Below are 18,552 nucleotides of genomic sequence, written 5' to 3' on the forward strand. Positions count from 1 at the left end.
TTATAAAATAAAAAATTTATGTTATTGTGTGAAAAGACCAAATTTTAGTAAGTGATAGTTGGTAATTCAACTTTTAAAGCATAATACAAATTACCAATACAGTATCAGATTGCTCAGCTTGCGCCATTTTTCGATCTGCATTCTTAGTTATTAAAAGATATTTTTTCTTTGTGCTCATCCTATATAAACCCTTTGAAAGATTTGTATTTGTTCGAACCTGTAATTAAATTCACTTTGCTATGCTCATTTTTCCTGCAAATGGTTTATTCCAAACCTACAATCTATTAACTTCCTTTTGACTTCATTTCATTTTTTGAATTTAATAAAGCATAAATATTCGATGCTTAGATGGGTATTTTTAATCATGCTTCCACAAGTTTTTATTATTTCTGAATAAACGTAACCGCCCGACCAAACCCATATTTCCCAAGATAAAGTAAGATAGTAGCTTTGTCCAAAATAACAAAGGTATTATATGGACAAAAAGGAATATATGCTTTCTCAAGTAGAAGCTTGGCAGCACAGCGGACTTACACAGCGATCTTACTGCGATCAGGTTGGGATTAAGTTGGCTACTTTTAACTATTGGGTTCAAAGGAGCAAAAGGCAAGAAGATCTGAGTGGTTTTATAGAAATAAAAAAATCACCGGACATCTTGGAAAACAACTATTAAGTGATCTACCCCAATGGAGTTATTGTTCGATTGAAGACCAATAATCTAAAGGAACTCTCGGCGCTGGTAAACCTGTACTGATGTTCAGCCTTAGTAGTTCCCACACATTTTTGCTCTACCCCAAAGTTTGTGATATGCGCAAAGGTTTTAATGGCCTGTGCGGCATTGTGACCAATGAATTGGGCCGGACGGCACACAGCGGCGAAGTGTTTGTTTTTATCAACCGTAAAAATAACCAGATGAAACTTTTGCATTGGGAATCTGGCGGTTTTGTGCTCTATTATAAACGCTTGGAGCAGGGCACCTTTGCTAAGATAAAGGAAGGTAAAGTACAGATCAGTTGGAGCGACCTGGTCTTAATGGTCGAAGGGATCCAGGTGATAAAAAGCAATCAAAAAAGACGTTTTTTACGGTAGATATATCGTTCAAAACCCTTGTGTTAATGGGGGTTTTGACGTATATTTACGTCATGGAAATAGATCTAAAAAACGTATCGAAACATGAGCTTTTAAAGCTTTTGACCAAAGCCCAAAAGACTATTTCCGTTCAAGATAAAACTATTTCTAAACAAGACGATGATCTTTGTAGGGAAAGAGAAAAATCCGCAGAACTTCAGCGCCAGCTGGAATTATTGCGCCGCATGCAGTTTGGTCAAAAGCGTGAGCGTTTTGAAGACCCGAACCAGATGGCATTGCCCTTGGATATAGCGCAAGAGGTACTGCAGGAACAGGAAGAAGTGGTCAAGCAGGAGATCACCTATTCCCGTGCGAAGAAAAAACATCCGGGAAGGGCCAAACTGCCAAGCCATTTGCCGGTCGAAGAAATAGAGATCTATCCAAAGGGCGATCTGTCGGACAAGGTGTGCATCGGCAAGGAAGTCACAGATGTATTGGACTATGTGCCCGGTTTTTTCAAGATCAAAAGATATATCCGCTACAAATACGCTGCCAAGGACAGGGACACTGCCCAAATAACAATTGGCGAGCTTCCCGAAAGGATCATCGACAAGGGAATACCCTCGGAAGGACTGCTCGCAACGATACTTGTAGATAAATATGTGGACCACTTGCCCTTATACCGCCAAAAGCAACGCTTCTCAAGGGAGAATATAGATATAGCGGCTTCCACGATCGATGGTTGGGCCGCCCAAAGCATGGAGGCCCTGAAGCCGCTCTACGAAAAGCTTGTGATGGACATCAAAAATGAAGGCTATCTACAGGCGGACGAGACGACGATCAAGGTTTTGGACCAAAGCAAGAAAGACAAAGCACATTTGGGATATTACTGGGTGTATCATGCACCCATATCCAAATTGGCCCTGTTCGATTATAGTCCCACCCGCGCCAGCAGCGCTGCGCTGCCCATTCTGCAAGACTTCAGGGGGTACCTGCAAACCGATGGTTATGCGGGGTACAATGTCTATGGGAAAAAATCTGAGGTAACACATTTAGCTTGCTGGGCACATGCAAGACGCGAATTTGAGAGAGCCTTGGACAATGACAGATCAAGGAGCGAGCATGTTTTGGTTGAAATACAAAAACTCTATGCGGTGGAGCGCAGGGCAAGAGAACAGGGATTAGCTCCACAACAGATCAAAGAACTTAGGCTCAAAGAAAGCTTGCCCATTATAAACGAACTGGGCAAGTGGATGTTTTTGCAGATCAAACTCACCCTGCCCAAAAGCCAAATAGGCAAAGCCTTGGCATACTGCCAATCCAGATGGGACAAGCTATCGGGATACCTCACAGATGGGAACCTCCAAATAGATAATAATCTGGTGGAAAACGTGATCAGGCCCGTTGCTCTCGGCAGAAAGAATTATCTTTTTGCAGGGTCGCATGATGCCGCGCAAAAGGCGGCTATGGCATATACCTTCTTTGCAAACTGTAAAAAACAGGATGTCAACCCGTATGCCTGGCTGAAATATACACTTGAAAACATACAGTCCATAAACCACAAGAACATCACAGAGCTATATCCTCATAATTACAAAGAGTTGATAGAATCTACACTGCCAAAATAGTACTACAATAATAATTTTATCGGATTAATCAAGATGTAGTTGCTCGGGGGGATACGATTTAGGGACAATAGTTAAAAAGCATATTTTGAATAAATAATCGTTTTTGCGTTTGATAGGGGTACTATTTCTGGTTTAAAACCTAACGATAATTAGCAAAAAACATTAGTTGCAATTATAACATTAGTCTATTACTCTACAAACACATAGAATCTCTAAAAATTTTAAATAAATTATAGTTTACAGCTATAATCTTTGCACTGCCTGTGCATCCATTATTTTGTATCTTTGTCAAACTTTATGAAAATATTCGTTTCCATATCAATGTCGTTCCTATTCCTTTTTCAAGGAATAGCGGCCAATATGGAAGTTTGTGAACTGATTGAAGAAATATCCCATTTTATTACCCACTATCAAGACCATAAACAAGAAGATGGATATTCTCTTTTTGAATATGTTTATGAAGATTATATAAACGACGATGGAAAAGTGGACAACCACCATCCAGATTCGGAACATGAAGATGCACCCGTACATATAAACCATCAATGTTGTCAACACTTTGTGTTCTTTACACCTTTTCAACCTACGTTAATAAATACGGTTTCCTCCGAGGCTAAAAATCAGTATAATCATTACACTTTCCAATTAAATTCCAGATATCTGGAATCCCCATTCCAACCCCCAAAAGTATAATTCAGTTTTTTTAAGGACAGCTATGTTCTAACGTGATGCTTTTCAAAGTAGGCATTGCTTTATAAATACGTTGCACCTATACGCATCGTAAGTTTTCAACTGAATTAATACATATTTATGATTAATAAAATCATCTCATTTTCCATTAATAATAAATTTATTATTGGGCTCTTTATAGTGGTACTTATAGGTACTGGTATTTGGTCTATGGCCACTATAAACTTGGGTTCTGTACCCGATATTACCAACAATCAAGTTCAAGTTATAACAACCGCTCCCAATTTGGGAACTGAGGATATTGAACAATTTGTAACCTTTCCCGTAGAATTGGCAATGGCCAACCTCCCCGACGTTATCGAGCTGCGCTCGATCTCTCGTTTTGGTCTGTCTGTAGTAACCATTGTCTTTAAAGACAAAGCAGGCACCTACCTTCCCCGGCAACTGGTACAAGAAAAGTTAACTGAAGTAGCCGGAGAAATTCCTGAAGGTTTTGGTACACCATTTATGGCTCCAATTACAACGGGTTTAGGGGAAATCTACCAATACACCCTAAAAGTAAAGGAAGGTTATGAAGAAAAATATGATGCAACGGAGCTCCGTACCATACAGGATTGGATCGTAAAACGTCAAATGGCATTAGTCCCCGGAGTTGTTGAAGTAAATGCTTTTGGTGGTTATGTAAAACAATATGAAGTAGCTCTTAATCCCGATAAACTTAAAAGCTTTGGGCTCACTATGAGCCAGGTCTTTGAAGCATTAAAGGTTAATAATGCCAACACTGGAGGTGCTTATATTGAAAAAAACCATCAGGCTAATTTTATCCGTGGCGAAGGATTGGCGCGTAGCATTTCAGATTTGGAAAATACAGTGGTCTCTACCCAAAATGGTAATCCTGTTTTAATCCGGGATGTGGCTGAAAAAGTTGGATATGGCAGTCAAGTGCGTTATGGTGCTTTTACACAGGATGGCCACGAAACTGTAGGTGGACAAATATTAATGCTGAAAGGCGAAAGTCCAAGCACCGTTATAGACAATGTTGAAAAGCGTATAACGGAAATTCAAAAATCCCTGCCTGAAGGCGTGTATATCGATACGTTTTTAAGCCAAAGCGAGCTTATTGAGAGAACTACAAGTACCGTAAAAACAAATCTAATTGAAGGGGCGCTTATCGTCATATTCGTTTTGGTGCTCCTTTTGGGAAGCTTTCGTGGTGGATTGATAGCTGCTTCGATAATTCCCTTATGCTTATTATTTGCATTTATTTTGATGAAACAATTTGGCATTTGGGCGAATTTAATGTCCTTGGGAGCAATAGATTTCGGAATTATTGTAGATGGTGCGGTGATTATCGTGGAAGGAACGGTTTTTCACATTCATCAACGGATGAAAAAATCCAATGCTATCATAGGACAATCCGAGATGGATGAAATCGCCTATGACTCTTCAAGTAAAATGATGAATTCTGCCTTCTTCGGTCAACTAATTGTTCTTATAGTTTTTACGCCTATTCTGTTTTTGACCGGTGTGGAAGGGAAAATGTTCCGACCAATGGCGTTTACATTTGGTTTTGCCGTTTTAGGGGCAATTATCCTTTGTCTTACCTACGTACCGGTGATGTCGTCATTATTTTTAAAACCTGCCAAAAACCAAAATAGTTGGTTTGCTAAATTTGAAAATAAGATTGATAGAATCAGTAATAAAATTATGGGTGCTTTGAATCGTGCCTATCTTCCCATATTAAATTTTGCACTTCGTTTTAAAGCAGGAGTCGTTATAGGGGCGGCTGCGCTATTCTTGATTGCAGGATTTCTTTTCAGTAATATGGGAGCAGAATTTGTCCCGAAATTTGATGAAGGCGATATTGCTTTTCAAGCATTGATAAAACCGGGGAGCAGTCTTACAGAATCGATTGAAGCTTCAGAGAAACTTCAGAATTTAATCAATGAATTTCCGGAAGTAAAAACGGTAGTTTCAAGAATTGGTGTGGCAGAAATACCGACAGACCCAATGCCTATGGATATTGCAGATAGTTACATTATTCTTGAAAAGGACAAGAGTAAATGGACATCCGCAGAAAGTAAAGAAGAACTCATAGAAAAGATTCAAGAAAAAATTTCAGTAGTTCCCGGCGTAAATTTCGTGTTTACCCAACCTGTAGAACTTCGTTTTAATGAATTGCTGACTGGCGTTCGTGAGGACGTGGCAATCAAATTGTACGGAGAAGATTTGGACGTGTTGGCAGACAAGATACAGGAAATCGCTGTGGTAATACGTAAAGTTCCGGGTGCAGCAGACCTTAATGTAGAGGCTACAAGTGGTTTACCCCAAATGACCGTGGTTTACAACCGTGCAAAAATGGCACAATACGGTGTTACTGTCAATAAACTGAATGATTATGTAAGTGCTGCATTTGCTGGAGAAAAGGCAGGTGTCATATTTGAAGGGGAAAAGCGCTTTGATGTGGTCATTCGTTTGGCAGAAGAATATCGACAAGATATCAACAGCTTAAAAGATCTTTATATCGATTTGCCAAACGGTGCACAAGTACCCTTAAAGGAAGTGGCTGATATTAGCTACAAACCCGGGCCAATGCAGATTTCAAGGGATAATACCTCGCGGCGTATTTCGGTAGGGGTCAATGTTCGTGGACGCGATGTAAAATCGATGGTCGAGGAAATTCAGCAAAAACTGGAAACGGAAGTAAAACTGCCCCCAGGTTATTATGTTACTTACGGAGGGTCATTTGAAAACCTGCAACGAGCATCAGACCGATTGATGATTGTAGTCCCAATAGTTCTATTAACAATATTTGTTCTGCTCTACTTTGCTTTGAATTCATTTAAACAAGCTATGATGATCTATATGGCAGTGCCTTTGGCGGCCATTGGTGGCGTGTTCGTCTTGTTGATTCGTGGAATGCCTTTCAGTATTTCTGCGGGAGTTGGGTTTATCGTGCTCTTCGGAGTTGCCGTGTTAAACGGACTCATACTCATAAACAAATTCAATGAACTAAAAGACAGTGGAATGACAGATATAAAAAAACGTATATACGAAGCTACACATGAACGTTTACGTCCAATTTTATTAACAGCCATTACAACAATTATGGGTTTTATACCCATGGCGGTTTCCACCTCTGGTGGTGCAGAAGTACAGCGCCCCTTGGCAACAGTAGTCATTGGAGGAATGCTTACGGCAACATTTCTGACCTTGGTGGTTATACCTATTCTTTATTATTGGCTTGAATCGAGAAAGGAACGAAACAATACTGGTGGAGATGTAAGCTACATCAACAAATCCACGAACATTGTAACCGTACTATTGATGGTTGGTGGTTTGATGGCTTCGGGAACTGCTATTGCCCAAAACACCAGTCCAAATGGCACAATTCCAAAAACCTTGACTGTAGATGAGGCTATTGCGATGGCAAAGCAGAATTATCCATCGCTTAAGGAGAGTCAGGCATTTATTGAACGGGAAAAGGCACTAAAGGGAACGAGTTTTGACCTTGGTAGCACTCAAGTTTTCACGGGCAAGGAAGAATATGGCAATAATCTTCCTGGCGTTCAGACAACCGTTGGTGTGCAACAAGGCAACATTGATTTGCTTTCAGGATTTTCAAAATCGAAGTTTTACAAAGAGCGCATTGCCTTGGGAGAAAAGTTTTATGTAGCCAGTGAACAACAGTTGGTGCGCAATGTGATGCAAGCCTATGACCAAATTAATTATTACAAGGCACAGTTGCGTTTTGCTGATCAATTGGACAGTACTTATGCCAATTTTAAGGCCGCTGCCCAACTTCGGTATGACACTGGAGAAACAGGCAAGTTGGAATTTATTGCAGCCTCTTCCGAATTTCAACAGATTCAAGTGTTAAGGCAACAAGCCTATGATGATATTGAAATTGCCAAACGTGCCTTAAAACAATATTTGGGAACGGACGAATCCATTGAAACGGTAGATGGTTCTTACGAGCCATTGGATTTTATCGCAACATTGGATTCAGCTTCGGTTGCCAATAACCCAATGTTGCAATATGCCTTGCAGAATGCCGAAGTAAGTAAAGCAAATGTGGGCGTTGAAAAATCGCAATTCCTACCAAAATTCAGTTTATCGTATGGTAGGCAGGTTGTGGATGATGTTTCAGGGTTTAATACCTATCAGGCAGGTATTAGCATTCCGTTATGGTTTTTTCCGCAGAAGTCAAGAGTCAAGGCAGCGAAGGCAGACGCAATGGTTGCAGAGAGTCAATATTTGGAGCAAAAAGCGGTTACAGAAAGTCGCGTGTCGCAATTGGCCAAATCACTCGAAAAAACCAGGAAGATTTTGCATTATTACGAAGAAGGCGCACTATTGTTGGCAGAAGAACAAATTACCACAGCGCAGTTGGCTTCTAAAGAAGGCGAAATAGATTACGTCAATTACATCACAATTCTCAACAGCGCCATCCGTATTAAACAAAACCATTTACAATACATCAATCAGTATAACCAGCAGTCTATTGAGGTACAATATCAGTTGGGCAATCTATAATATAAAATGAAAAATAAAATGAAATATTTATCTATAATTAGTTTAGCTTTAGTAACCTCATTATTTATAGGTTGCAATAATAAGGCAGATTCAGAATCAGGTCATACTGAAGAAATTGCATCTTCGGAAAAAACGAAGCAATTCGAAGAAGGTGGTCACAGCGAGGAAGAAGGCGTTGTGGAACTTACAAAGCAACAGGCCGAAACCATCGGTTTGGAAACGAAACCTCTGGAGGAACGGAATTTAGGGAACAACATTAAGGTAACAGGTACGCTGGAACTTTTCCCACAGGATAAGGCGAATATCAATCCGTTTGTTGGTGGAAATGTGAGTTCCATAAAAGTAATACCCGGAGATAACGTAAGTAGAGGGCAGGTGTTGGCATATATAGAACACCCAGACATCATTGCAATGCAACAGGAATATCAGGAAAAAAATGACGAACTGGTCTTTTTGAAACAGGATTTTGAACGCAAGCAGACCCTTTATGACAAAGGTGTTTCTTCGGGCAAGGAATTTCAGATGGCGCAGTCAAAATTTCGTTCCACAACGTCCAGCGTCAATGGTTTGCGTTCCCAATTGAAACTGTTGGGCATTAATCCGGACAAAGTGGCTGAAGGTCAAATATATTCCGCTGTACCCATTACAACGCCCATAAGTGGTTACGTGGATGAAGTAATGATTAGCCTTGGCGACTATGTGGCGCAACAATCCAAAATGTTCTCAATAAGCGATAATTCAAAGATTTATGTCAACTTCAAAATATATGAGAAGGACATAAAGCAAATCAAGAAAGGACAACAGATATATTTTTCAACGGCCTCTCGTCCAGATGAACTGCTTAAAGCAACCGTTCGGTCTGTGGGTAAAACATTCAACACCGAACCAAAAGCCTTGGAAGTTCTGGCAGATATTGAAAACAAGGATAAAAACCTATTGCCGGGTATGTACGTGCAAGGGCGAATAGTGCAGGGCGAAAAAAAGGGTTTTGCAATACCCGAAGCTGCCATTATTAAAGAGGGCGAGCAATCTTTTATTTTTATTCTCGATGAAGATGAACAAATGGAAGCGAACAAAATGAAGTTTAAAATGATACCCGTAACGGTCGGTATTACTGATTTAGGCTTTGTTGAAGTCAATCTGCCTGCCGAAGTTTCAAAAGATGCTAAAGTGGTTATAAAAGGAGCTTATAACCTGTCTTCGGAAATGATTAAAGGCGAACTGGAACACGGACATTAATTCAGCAATAATCAAAGGTTTTGATTCCGGGTTTGTTTATCGTCTTAATTAGTTAGTTAAAAATTGAAAAACAGGCTCGGTTCAACATCGATTAAAAATTTATGATATGAAAGAAATAAAAGCATTTATAAAACCGAACCGAATCCAAAGAGTCATTGAAGCACTATCAGATAACGGGTTTAAGAGTATGACACTTTCACAGGCAGAAGGGACTGGCGCATTCAAGTCAAAAGGAGCAAGACCGTCGCTGGATTTTCACGTGACTGATAGTCCAGTGGTTAAGTTGGAACTGGTCTGCCAAAATGAGGAAGCCCAAGCGGCAATTGAGATAATTTTAAAAAATAGCAAAACGGAAGAACCTGGAGATGGTATTATTTATATAGCAAATATTGAAGATGCTTTTCAGATAAAAACGGGAGATTCCCTAAAGAAAGATTAGGGTTGTAGACTAATGGGATTCTTAAAAACCATAAAGGAAAAAGCAAAAAAACTCAAGCAGGAACTTGTGGTGCTACATCTTGCCTATAGCCATCCAAGAACACCGTGGACGGCTAAAGCGATAATAATTTTGGTTATCGGCTATGCCTTAAGCCCCATCGACCTGATACCCGATTTTATTCCCGTGCTTGGTCTGTTAGATGATATCATCCTATTGCCTTTGGGTATTTATTGGGCGATAAAACTCATTCCCAATGAGGTTATTAAAGAATGTAGGGAGCGAGCCCGAACATACAGTTGGGATAAAAAGAAAAGTATAGTGGCAGGTGTAATAATTGCCTTCATCTGGATTTTGGCGGTTTACCTAATTGTTAGCCACATATTCATTAATAGATAATTCGATGAAAGAAATAGAAACATTTTTAGAAGACAAAAAAGTTCGCCCTACGGCAATGCGCGTCCTGATTTACAAGTATATGGCCGAAAAAGAAATTGCGGTCGCCCTAGCAGATATAGAAAATGCTTTCACAAAAGCAGACAGGACTACCTTGTACAGAACCCTTAAAACTTTTGAGAAAAACGGAATTGTCCACCAAATTGATGACGGCACGGGAATTACCAAATATGCTTTATGTGATAAAGGATGCAATTGCGAGATAGAACAGGATTTGCACCTTCATTTTCATTGCTTAAACTGCAATGAAACGGTTTGTCTCACAAAACATAAAATTCCTCATATCAATCTGCCCGAAGGGTACTTGGCAGAAGACGTTAATTTGGTCGTAAAAGGAATCTGTGAGAAGTGTAGCGGCCAATAAATGCACTTCCATTGCACTTTTTATTTCATTAAATTGATAAAAAAAAATTATGGTACAGTTTCTAAATTTTGAAAAAACCAATTTGATTGCCGCCTTTCTGGGAGGTAAAATCTCTAAAGAAGATGTAGAAAAAATCCATTTACTAATCCACAAAATCCTTAAAACCAACCAGAAGGTTGATTTCTATTTTGAAATGAAAGATTTCCACGGTTACGACCTGCAAGGTCTTTGGGTAGATATTAAAGTAGACAACTCACATCTTTCCGATTATGGCAAAATGGCATTTGTGGGCGAAAGGAAATGGCAAGAATGGGCTGCCAAGGCAACCGATTTCTTTACCGGTTCAGAGGTAAGATATTTTGATTTAAAAGATAAGGAACAAGCCAAGCAATGGATAAATTTATAATAAAATAAAATGAGCAAGAAAAAACAAAATCTTCGTGATATCAATACCGAAGAACATAAAGGAGAACACGCACACGACGATGGCCACAACCATAGCGACCCGGAAAGTGTAGGAAAATTTAAAACCTATCTACCAGCAATTTTCAGTTTTGTGATGCTGATTATCGGTATCGCTATGGACTATTTTGATGTTGCATTTTTTAAGGATTGGGTACGTATCGTTTGGTATGTAATAGCATACCTTCCAGTAGGTTTTCCCGTGATAAAAGAAGGCTGGAACAGCATCATAAAAGGCGATTTCTTTACGGAATTTCTGTTGATGTCCATTGCTACCATTGGAGCATTCGCCATTGGCGAATATCCCGAAGGTGTGGCAGTAATGCTTTTTTACGCAGTGGGCGAATTGTTCCAAAACGCAGCGGTCAATCGAGCCAAAAGCAATATCAAAGCCTTGCTCGATGTAAGACCTAATGAAGCTTTGGTTTATCGAAACAACGATTACATTTCTGTAAATCCTGAAACCGTTGAAATTGGCGAAAAAGTACAGGTTCGTGTGGGCGAAAAAATTCCTTTGGATGGAATTTTACTTTCCGACAAAGGCTCATTCAATACAGCAGCATTAACAGGCGAGAGCAAACCGGATACCATTGCAAAAGGAGAAAAAGTTTTTGCTGGAAGCATCAATTTGGATGGCGTTATTGAGATTGAAACGACCAAAGAATTTAAGGATAGTTCTATTGCGCGTATCCTTGATATGGTGCAGAATGCAACAGCTCGTAAATCAAAAACCGAACTGTTTATCAGAAAGTTTGCAAGAATCTACACGCCTATTGTAGTCTTCTTAGCAATTGGATTGACGTTTCTGCCTTACTTTATTGTAGATGATTATGTCTTTAGCGAATGGTTGTACAGAGCATTGATTTTCTTAGTCATTTCCTGTCCGTGTGCCTTGGTTATTTCAATTCCGTTGGGTTATTTCGGTGGTTTGGGAGCGGCTTCAAAAAATGGGATTCTATTTAAAGGTGCTTCGTTTTTGGATGAAATGACAAAGGTTAATACCGTTGTTATGGACAAAACGGGAACTGTGACCAAAGGTGTTTTCAAAATCAAGGAAATAAAAGCCATTGATTGGAAAGAGCCTGAATTTATGAAATACCTAATGGCGATGGAAGAACAATCTACCCATCCCATTGCCAAGGCAATTATGGAATACAAGGCCGATGGCGAAGATTTTCAAGCTTCCGAAGTAAGCGAAATAGCAGGAAAAGGATTGAAGGGAACAGTAAATGGCAAAACTGTTTTGGTAGGTAACAAACCATTGATGACGTCAAACAACATCGAAGTTCCCTCTGAAACCGACAAAATTGTAGAATCTATCGTAATGGTTTCCATTGAAGGCAGATTTGCAGGCTATGTAATCATTGCAGATGAGTTGAAGGATGATGCACACGAAGCCATCAAACAAATTCGGGAATCTGGTATTTCAAAAATTATAATGCTTTCAGGCGATAAGGATTCCATTACCCAACAAGTAGCAAAAGAATTGGGCGTAGATTGGGCAAAAGGCGGTCTGCTTCCAGAAGATAAATTGATAGAAGTAGAAAAATTGATGTCCGAAAATGAGGGAAGAGTAGCTTTTATTGGCGACGGTATCAACGATGCACCAGTATTGGCAGCAAGTGATGTTGGCATTGCAATGGGTGGATTGGGTAGTGATGTGGCCATAGAAACGGCAGACGTTATCATCCAAACCGACCAACCGAGCAAAATTGCAAAAGCTATCAAAATAGGTAAGTCCACACGTCGCATCGTTTGGCAGAATATTGGGTTGGCGTTCGGAGTAAAAGCAGTTGTTCTGGTATTGGGGGCAGGTGGTTTGGCAACGATGTGGGAAGCTGTATTTGCGGATGTGGGCGTGGCTTTATTGGCAATATTGAATGCGGTTAGGTTGCAGAAGATGAAGTGGAAATAATAGAAGGAAATTAATTAATATGACATTGTATGTCAGAAAATCGAAGAAAAAAACGTTTGAATTTCCGGAACGGAGTTCAAAATAAAAAAACGAGTATTTCTAAAAAGGTTAAAACAATCTGGATAGGGGTTCTAAGCATGTTTATCTTATTCATATGCTTTTTGTTGTTCTTACGGTTTTTGACATACTTTGTAACAATTGATTGAAAAGTATTAAATCTAATTAATAAAAATTTCCAGACCTCTATGCCGTAGTCCGAAATCCTTTAAATTCATCTTTAATTAATTTTTTAAACTTATGGCATTTATTAATTTAGAGGAGGCCCAGCCGAAAGAAGATGGCGTTTACAGAGTTATGGTTGAATCTGTTGATGATCCACAGTATGAGTCTATAGCAAAATGGACAAATGGAGAAGGATTTCAGCTTGTTGATGAAAAAATGGATAAAGAAGGTTATATTGTTTCTTGGTGGGTAGAGGAAAACGTTCGCTAAAATTTGAATTATTTGTTAATATCATAAATTTTGTATGGGTGCGATCATAAGGCTTTTTGAATTGCTGATTCTTGAATTTTAGATATATAAACCTTAACTAATTGACCAACTAATTCCCTTTAACCTCATACCAATCATTGTCAACGATTTCAAAACCTCCTTTTCATCCGGCAACTCTCCAGTAAGCAATTCTTTAAAAGAACCACTATAAGTTTTGCTCAACGTTTCCCAAACTTTCTCCGTCTCACTAAAAAACAAAGAATCAGATGGATGTTTGGACAACCATTCCTTATCGTTAGGTATTGCTTTATTATCATCTTTTCCTACCTGAACTAGCATTGATTCGAAGTCCTCCGACGCTAAAAATGATTTTATAGTCGGTTCCTTGAGCAATTGGTGTAAATCATAAGTATGACGGATTTTATTTGATAAATCTTCTAGCGGATTTTTTGTATATGAAAACCTAACCAAACTAATTATTTTTTCGCAAAATGTACGTTCTATTGAGAGTGCAGTGACTTCAAAAGGCTCTAACTCATAAGCTCTTATCAAATCCACATTATTGGTTGCAGCAATAAACTCTACAATCATGGTTTGAATTTTCACACGTTTGGATGGATGGGAGCTTCCCAGATTGGAAACTTCCACTACAATTTGGTCACGCACTTGTCCATAATTACCTTTTACGCCAACTTTCTCATATTCATAAACGAGCTTTCTGATCTTGCCCTTCTTGTTTTCTAACTGATGGCCTGGAACATGTTTTAGTGGTTCTTTGATAGTTTCTGTAACTGTCTTTAATTTCTTTTTGAGAATGTTTCCGGATTCTTCCTCATCCTGAATTACGACCAAGTCGATATCTTCGGAAAATCGCTCGATGATGCCATAACATTTGGAAAGCGATGTTCCACCTTTGAATACGGCAATATCCTTGGCGTTTTTATCCGTAAAAATTTGCTTTAAGGCATAAGTAACCCAATAATCCTTTTCGATATATATCTCTGAAATACCAAGATGCTGGGCAGTAGCAATAATGGCACCTTCAAAGGCCTCTTTATATTTGTGTAGTTTCATTAGGCAACGTTCCAGTTTTTTATAGTCGGCAATATTTTTTTAGTAATCCCAAATTCATATAAGCTTAAATAGTTAATTGAATCTTTTAAAGAATTGCTCAATTCATCCATATCAAGATTTTCCAATATAGCACCTACTAAGGCTCTAACCTTGGGTGGATATTTTTTAGCAAATGAAACCATCTTATTTTTATCGCTATAAGAAAGGTTGTTGATTTTCTCCTCTAAAAATGTAATTCCTTGTTCTTTATTAAAGTCTGGAATCGAATTAAAATCCTTGATAACGTCCAGAATTTGCAATAAAGGGACGTTGTTTTTAGTGACTTCCACATAACTCTTGGAAGGTTTTACCTTAATGTTGCCTATCGTAGTCTTTATCTGTTTATCCTTGCTCGCCACTTTGATAACATTGGATATCTGCGAAGTCAGCCCCAACTGATTATATAATCTTACACCTGTGACATAGGCGATCTGTTTACCATCCTCAAAGAGATAGTTTTGAAGCAACACCTCTTCTCTTGGCTTAACTTCTCCAAACACCGTTGTTTTAGGTTTATAATACAGGCCATTTTTATAGCGTCTGATAGTTCCTTCTTTAACCAATCTACTTAAAGCTTTGGCAGCAGCAGTAAGTCCACTTTGTGGAATAGCCAAGGAGTCATATGTAAACACGTCTCCTGTGTCCATACGATTGACTTTAGTTCTTATTGTAGTTGTTATATTCATAATATCTATAGTACAAAGATATGTAAATAATCTTATAGATGTCAAGTTTATTCCATTGTTTACTTGACAAATTTGAATTTCTAAATCTATTGTTTAATGTTTTCAGATTTCCAAAATAGATAATTAAAACGATAAATGAGTTTGAATTCAATTTCCAATTCCGTCATCATTTCAGAATATAGCGATTTACCTTACTTAAAAATAGCTCTCACCTCCTGATAAATCCTCTCAAAATTAGCCTCTAAATCAACCTCAGTATATAAAGGCATATCCTTCGGCAATGCTCTTTCAATTCTATTGAGCTTAAACTGAACTTTTCGGTCCTCTCCATCAGCAAACGTAATAAATTCACCTTGTTTTAATCTAAAAAAAGCATCAGCCCTAATTTTTGCCACTTCCCGTTCTCCAGTCGTAACCCTGGTGTCAAAATTAAGATTATGACCTCTACTAACACTGGTGGTAGGATCTTTTACAATTTCAAAGAATCTCTCATAATATTTGGCCGTATCAGGATCGTTGACCTTTCCAAAAAACTGGTAAGAAAGATTGCTTAAAATGGCCTTACTTGCTTTGTCCCCATACATGATGTCATTTTGAATCTTATCCTGCATCACATAGATTGTGGTAATATTATAACTTCTTAAAGTAGCAGGAATACGGTGCATATTCAACAATCTGATGGTTGGTGCTTCTTCCATCATCAAAAAAGATGGCCTGGCATTCCTCACACTCATTTGTTTGGTAATTGTATGAATGATCGTAGCTATGACTGGTGAAAATGCTGTTTCATATTTTGGGTTGTTGACTACAGAGATGATTGTTGGCTTGTTTTGAGTATTGATGTTCAATGGCACTTCATCTGCAGAAAGTGCCATGAAAATATGCTGTGTGCTAATTTTTTTGAGGGCATTGGCCAAAGTGCTTTTTACACCTGCTGTTTGACGCTCGGAATCTTTACCGCTTATAAAAGCATCTGCCATGGCTCTGGAAGTCGGATTACTTTCTAGAAAAGAAATTAAATCAGCAGTACTCAGATATTGATAAATCGCAATGAGATGTGGAATTGTACAAACCATAGGAAATGAGGTTTTTAATTTCCAAATCAAACCACCAATTAAGCCCTCTGCTGCATCATTAAAGAATTTGCTTGTTCCTGTGCTTCCAGTTTCTCTTTGTTCCAATAGGTTTTCGATAAGCACCCTTGATACTTCGTTGACACTTTCTTCATTAGGTAAATAGCGAGGCGCAATGGGATTGATACGATGAAAAATTCTATCAAATGAAATGATGAAAAATTCAATGCCTTCACTTTTAAATAGAGGATATGCCATTTCGGTAATCTCAAAATCCTTATAATCATGGATAACACCAGAGAACGCGTGTTTTTTGAAATGCTTTAAGAAACCATAGACTACGCTTTCCGTTTTGCCACTTCCTGCTGAACCAATTATAGAAGCGCCTCTCTTAATGTTATTCAGTTTAAATGTGCCACGATTTGTTTTAAATTCAACTTTGTAAGTGTTCAAAATCGTATCACCGTTGTCAGGTTTATGAAGAAAAACATACATAACTGTATTAAGCAATAACATCGGACAAATTAATGTAAGCATTGATCTAACGTTATGCGATAGGGTTTGATGGTCTGAAATTAGAATGAAACTCAAACATCCAACCAATAATAGGTTGATAATAAAAGCATATTTGGTAAAACGATACATCAGATAAAATAGCATACCTGCGATTGTTATTGAAATGGAAATAAATAATGCGCTGTGAGTTTCCATAATGCTATATACCTATTGAACCTGATTTTATGGCGATGTCAACGCCTCTTTTAAGTCTGTTAAGGACTTTCAATGCCAATTGCACTTTGTTAGTGGGAATCGTCGGAATATGCACTCCTGATTTCGCTAGAATTTTAAAGGCGAATGCTTTTTCACTTTTAGGCAATCCCAACAACGTTGAAAAATAGAATTTGGGGTTTTTGATATAATCTTTTTTCGATTGATAGCTCTCGGCATAATTTCGTTTGTACTGAAAAGTAGTGTCGAAAGTTTTTTCGGCTTTCAAAAAAAACGCATCCCTATCAAATCCTCTTTTGACCAACTTTCCATTCATCATCACTTCAGATGCTTTGTACTTGCTACCAGGAGATAGACTGATTGAATTTGAGGCATCTTTGCGACTTACAATAATATGTATGTGACTTTGATTGCCCGCCTTGTTCATTCCTTGAACGATACGTTTACCGTTTTGTTGGTGTGGTGCTTCTTTTTCCAGTTTAGCTATTTCAGATTTCATTTTTGAAAGGTTGCCATCAAGCTCTCCGCGTTGAACTTTTCTTACATCTTGTTTCAACTCTAATATTTTCGTAGCATAAGGTTGATTCTCTTTAATTTGGTGATCGGTGCCTTTGAAAGTTCTTTGATGCTCGATTTTAGCAAAGTATTTGATATCATCGATGTTAATTGGTTTGCCGTTCAATTCCCTATTGAACGATTTCACGTAATCTTCCATCAATGCTTTTGTATAAGTCTTTAAATCCTCACTACTATTTTGTAAGCGACTCAATTCATATTTGCTTGGATTTACAGTTATTGAATAATATTTTGGTTCAACTTTTTTCAATTTAGAGGTGTTCTCATCAATCTCTTTTATCACCTGATCTTTGGAGATTTCATCCTCATATTGATTGAAGAAATGCTCCATATCATCCACTTCTAAATCTTGGTTTTCTTTTTCCAAATAATTGACAAAATCGGAAACACTCTGTGAAAAAGTTGCAGTCAATTTTTGTGGTGTTATGGTAATGTACATGCCTTGTGATTTTGTAGTTACTTTATTCACTTTTCTTACTTTCAAATTGGGCTTTAAATTCTTCAGGACTTTTTTCTACCATGCGAGGTTTTTTATCCGGTTCAACTTCCGTGAATAACGACTGCATCATCGCGACGATTGGCTTAGTTTGATGCTTCTCAATGTCCTTCATAATGGCAATGACCGCTTCAGTGCGTTTACGATTTTTTAATAATTCCACCAGAAGACCTTGCTCTTTTTTATCAAATGGAGAAAAACCGTTCCATTCGAAATATTCAATCATCGCTGACAAAGTCATTGATTGTGATTTAGACATCGCTCTGCAAAATCTTCTAAACTTAAACGCTACGGATACTTTAATTTTAAAAGTCTCAAACCGTTCTTTTTCAAAGCCTTCATCCATCTTTTTTAGTAAAAAACTCCCCTGATTCATTGGGCTGATGCCCTTTTTTAGTAAAAAACTATTCTCAATCATTACAAAATCGAAAAGGAATAAAATACAACTAACTGATATCAAGCAGTTTATTGAATTTTGAATTTCCGAAACATCGCGCTAGCGTGTTACCCTCTTGCTATTCCCCTTAGTTTTACATTAATAGTTTTCATAGAGGTATTTATGATTGAGTTGTCTATTTAATTACTAACTTATT

At 38.2% G+C, this 18,552-nt stretch carries 17 protein-coding genes; 12 read left to right on the forward strand and 5 right to left on the reverse strand.

Going from position 1 to position 18,552, the window contains the following annotated elements:
- Window positions 1–475: 475 nt before the first annotated feature.
- The 12 genes from tnpA to J4051_RS14070 all read left to right on the forward strand — a co-directional run bounded on the left by tnpA (window position 476) and on the right by J4051_RS14070 (window position 13,286).
- Entirely contained in the window at window positions 476–673 is a 198-nt protein-coding gene (gene tnpA / locus J4051_RS14015; protein WP_236027451.1) for an IS66 family insertion sequence element accessory protein TnpA, read from the forward strand.
- A gap of 80 nt (window positions 674–753) precedes the next feature.
- Window positions 754–1,089 carry an IS66 family insertion sequence element accessory protein TnpB gene (gene tnpB, locus J4051_RS14020; protein ID WP_262897802.1) on the forward strand — a complete coding sequence of 112 codons (336 nt, stop codon included), beginning with the start codon at window positions 754–756 and terminating at the stop codon, window positions 1,087–1,089.
- 53 nt (window positions 1,090–1,142) lie between these two features.
- Entirely contained in the window at window positions 1,143–2,696 is a 1,554-nt protein-coding gene (tnpC, locus tag J4051_RS14025; RefSeq protein WP_208234503.1) for an IS66 family transposase, read from the forward strand.
- Window positions 2,697–2,993: 297 nt separating this feature from the next.
- Window positions 2,994–3,389, forward strand: coding sequence for a hypothetical protein (locus tag J4051_RS14030; RefSeq protein ID WP_236027452.1), 396 nt, complete (start codon window positions 2,994–2,996; stop codon window positions 3,387–3,389).
- A gap of 117 nt (window positions 3,390–3,506) precedes the next feature.
- The gene (locus J4051_RS14035) at window positions 3,507–7,922 is read left to right on the forward strand and encodes a CusA/CzcA family heavy metal efflux RND transporter (protein ID WP_208234504.1); all 4,416 of its coding nucleotides are present in this window, start codon (window positions 3,507–3,509) and stop codon (window positions 7,920–7,922) included.
- Between the two features lie 18 nt (window positions 7,923–7,940).
- Window positions 7,941–9,161, forward strand: coding sequence for an efflux RND transporter periplasmic adaptor subunit (locus tag J4051_RS14040; protein ID WP_208234505.1), 1,221 nt, complete (start codon window positions 7,941–7,943; stop codon window positions 9,159–9,161).
- Window positions 9,162–9,267: 106 nt separating this feature from the next.
- Complete coding sequence (locus J4051_RS14045) at window positions 9,268–9,600, forward strand: P-II family nitrogen regulator (protein ID WP_026814630.1); 333 nt, start codon at window positions 9,268–9,270, stop codon at window positions 9,598–9,600.
- Window positions 9,601–9,612: 12 nt separating this feature from the next.
- Window positions 9,613–9,996: a YkvA family protein gene (locus tag J4051_RS14050; protein ID WP_208234506.1), complete on the forward strand. Its 384-nt coding sequence runs from the start codon at window positions 9,613–9,615 to the stop codon at window positions 9,994–9,996.
- 4 nt (window positions 9,997–10,000) lie between these two features.
- Entirely contained in the window at window positions 10,001–10,417 is a 417-nt protein-coding gene (locus tag J4051_RS14055) for a Fur family transcriptional regulator (protein ID WP_208234507.1), read from the forward strand.
- Window positions 10,418–10,466: 49 nt separating this feature from the next.
- Window positions 10,467–10,823, forward strand: a complete 357-nt coding sequence (locus J4051_RS14060; RefSeq protein ID WP_026814633.1) for a SpoIIAA family protein — start codon at window positions 10,467–10,469, stop codon at window positions 10,821–10,823.
- 9 nt (window positions 10,824–10,832) lie between these two features.
- A complete protein-coding gene (locus J4051_RS14065; protein ID WP_208234508.1) occupies window positions 10,833–12,794 on the forward strand; it encodes a heavy metal translocating P-type ATPase in 1,962 nt (653 codons plus the stop codon).
- 297 nt (window positions 12,795–13,091) lie between these two features.
- Complete coding sequence (locus tag J4051_RS14070; protein WP_208234509.1) at window positions 13,092–13,286, forward strand: hypothetical protein; 195 nt, start codon at window positions 13,092–13,094, stop codon at window positions 13,284–13,286.
- Between the two features lie 93 nt (window positions 13,287–13,379).
- Here J4051_RS14070 and J4051_RS14075 read toward each other — a convergent pair whose 3' ends face one another.
- The 5 genes from J4051_RS14075 to J4051_RS14095 form a co-directional block, all read right to left on the reverse strand.
- Entirely contained in the window at window positions 13,380–14,360 is a 981-nt protein-coding gene (locus J4051_RS14075) for a nucleotidyl transferase AbiEii/AbiGii toxin family protein (RefSeq protein WP_208234510.1), read from the reverse strand.
- Window positions 14,360–15,085 carry a DUF6088 family protein gene (locus J4051_RS14080; RefSeq protein ID WP_208234511.1) on the reverse strand — a complete coding sequence of 242 codons (726 nt, stop codon included), beginning with the start codon at window positions 15,083–15,085 and terminating at the stop codon, window positions 14,360–14,362. Before J4051_RS14080 ends, J4051_RS14075 begins: the two co-directional genes overlap by 1 nt.
- Window positions 15,086–15,276: 191 nt before the next feature.
- On the reverse strand, window positions 15,277–16,869 hold the full coding sequence (locus tag J4051_RS14085) for a type IV secretory system conjugative DNA transfer family protein (protein WP_208234512.1): 1,593 nt from the start codon (window positions 16,867–16,869) through the stop codon (window positions 15,277–15,279).
- A gap of 4 nt (window positions 16,870–16,873) precedes the next feature.
- A complete protein-coding gene (gene mobB / locus J4051_RS14090; RefSeq protein ID WP_208234513.1) occupies window positions 16,874–17,902 on the reverse strand; it encodes a MobB family relaxase in 1,029 nt (342 codons plus the stop codon).
- Window positions 17,903–17,924: 22 nt separating this feature from the next.
- On the reverse strand, window positions 17,925–18,377 hold the full coding sequence (locus J4051_RS14095; RefSeq protein WP_236027453.1) for a BfmA/BtgA family mobilization protein: 453 nt from the start codon (window positions 18,375–18,377) through the stop codon (window positions 17,925–17,927).
- Between the last annotated feature and the right edge of the window lie 175 nt (window positions 18,378–18,552).

It is taken from the genome of Gelidibacter pelagius (assembly GCF_017581925.1).
Taxonomy (GTDB): Bacteria; Bacteroidota; Bacteroidia; order Flavobacteriales; family Flavobacteriaceae; genus Gelidibacter; species Gelidibacter pelagius.

Coding starts and splice junctions, on each gene's coding strand:
- J4051_RS14085 (WP_208234512.1), bottom strand. CDS start 16,869: ATGGAAACTCACAGCGCATTATTTATTTCCATTTCAATAACAATCGCA.
- J4051_RS14055 (WP_208234507.1), top strand. CDS start 10,001: ATGAAAGAAATAGAAACATTTTTAGAAGACAAAAAAGTTCGCCCTACG.
- tnpA (WP_236027451.1), top strand. CDS start 476: ATGGACAAAAAGGAATATATGCTTTCTCAAGTAGAAGCTTGGCAGCAC.
- J4051_RS14095 (WP_236027453.1), bottom strand. CDS start 18,377: ATGATTGAGAATAGTTTTTTACTAAAAAAGGGCATCAGCCCAATGAAT.
- tnpB (WP_262897802.1), top strand. CDS start 754: ATGTTCAGCCTTAGTAGTTCCCACACATTTTTGCTCTACCCCAAAGTT.
- J4051_RS14070 (WP_208234509.1), top strand. CDS start 13,092: ATGGCATTTATTAATTTAGAGGAGGCCCAGCCGAAAGAAGATGGCGTT.
- mobB (WP_208234513.1), bottom strand. CDS start 17,902: ATGTACATTACCATAACACCACAAAAATTGACTGCAACTTTTTCACAG.
- J4051_RS14075 (WP_208234510.1), bottom strand. CDS start 14,360: ATGAAACTACACAAATATAAAGAGGCCTTTGAAGGTGCCATTATTGCT.
- J4051_RS14050 (WP_208234506.1), top strand. CDS start 9,613: ATGGGATTCTTAAAAACCATAAAGGAAAAAGCAAAAAAACTCAAGCAG.
- J4051_RS14030 (WP_236027452.1), top strand. CDS start 2,994: ATGAAAATATTCGTTTCCATATCAATGTCGTTCCTATTCCTTTTTCAA.
- J4051_RS14065 (WP_208234508.1), top strand. CDS start 10,833: ATGAGCAAGAAAAAACAAAATCTTCGTGATATCAATACCGAAGAACAT.
- J4051_RS14060 (WP_026814633.1), top strand. CDS start 10,467: ATGGTACAGTTTCTAAATTTTGAAAAAACCAATTTGATTGCCGCCTTT.
- J4051_RS14040 (WP_208234505.1), top strand. CDS start 7,941: ATGAAATATTTATCTATAATTAGTTTAGCTTTAGTAACCTCATTATTT.
- J4051_RS14045 (WP_026814630.1), top strand. CDS start 9,268: ATGAAAGAAATAAAAGCATTTATAAAACCGAACCGAATCCAAAGAGTC.
- J4051_RS14080 (WP_208234511.1), bottom strand. CDS start 15,085: ATGAATATAACAACTACAATAAGAACTAAAGTCAATCGTATGGACACA.
- tnpC (WP_208234503.1), top strand. CDS start 1,143: ATGGAAATAGATCTAAAAAACGTATCGAAACATGAGCTTTTAAAGCTT.
- J4051_RS14035 (WP_208234504.1), top strand. CDS start 3,507: ATGATTAATAAAATCATCTCATTTTCCATTAATAATAAATTTATTATT.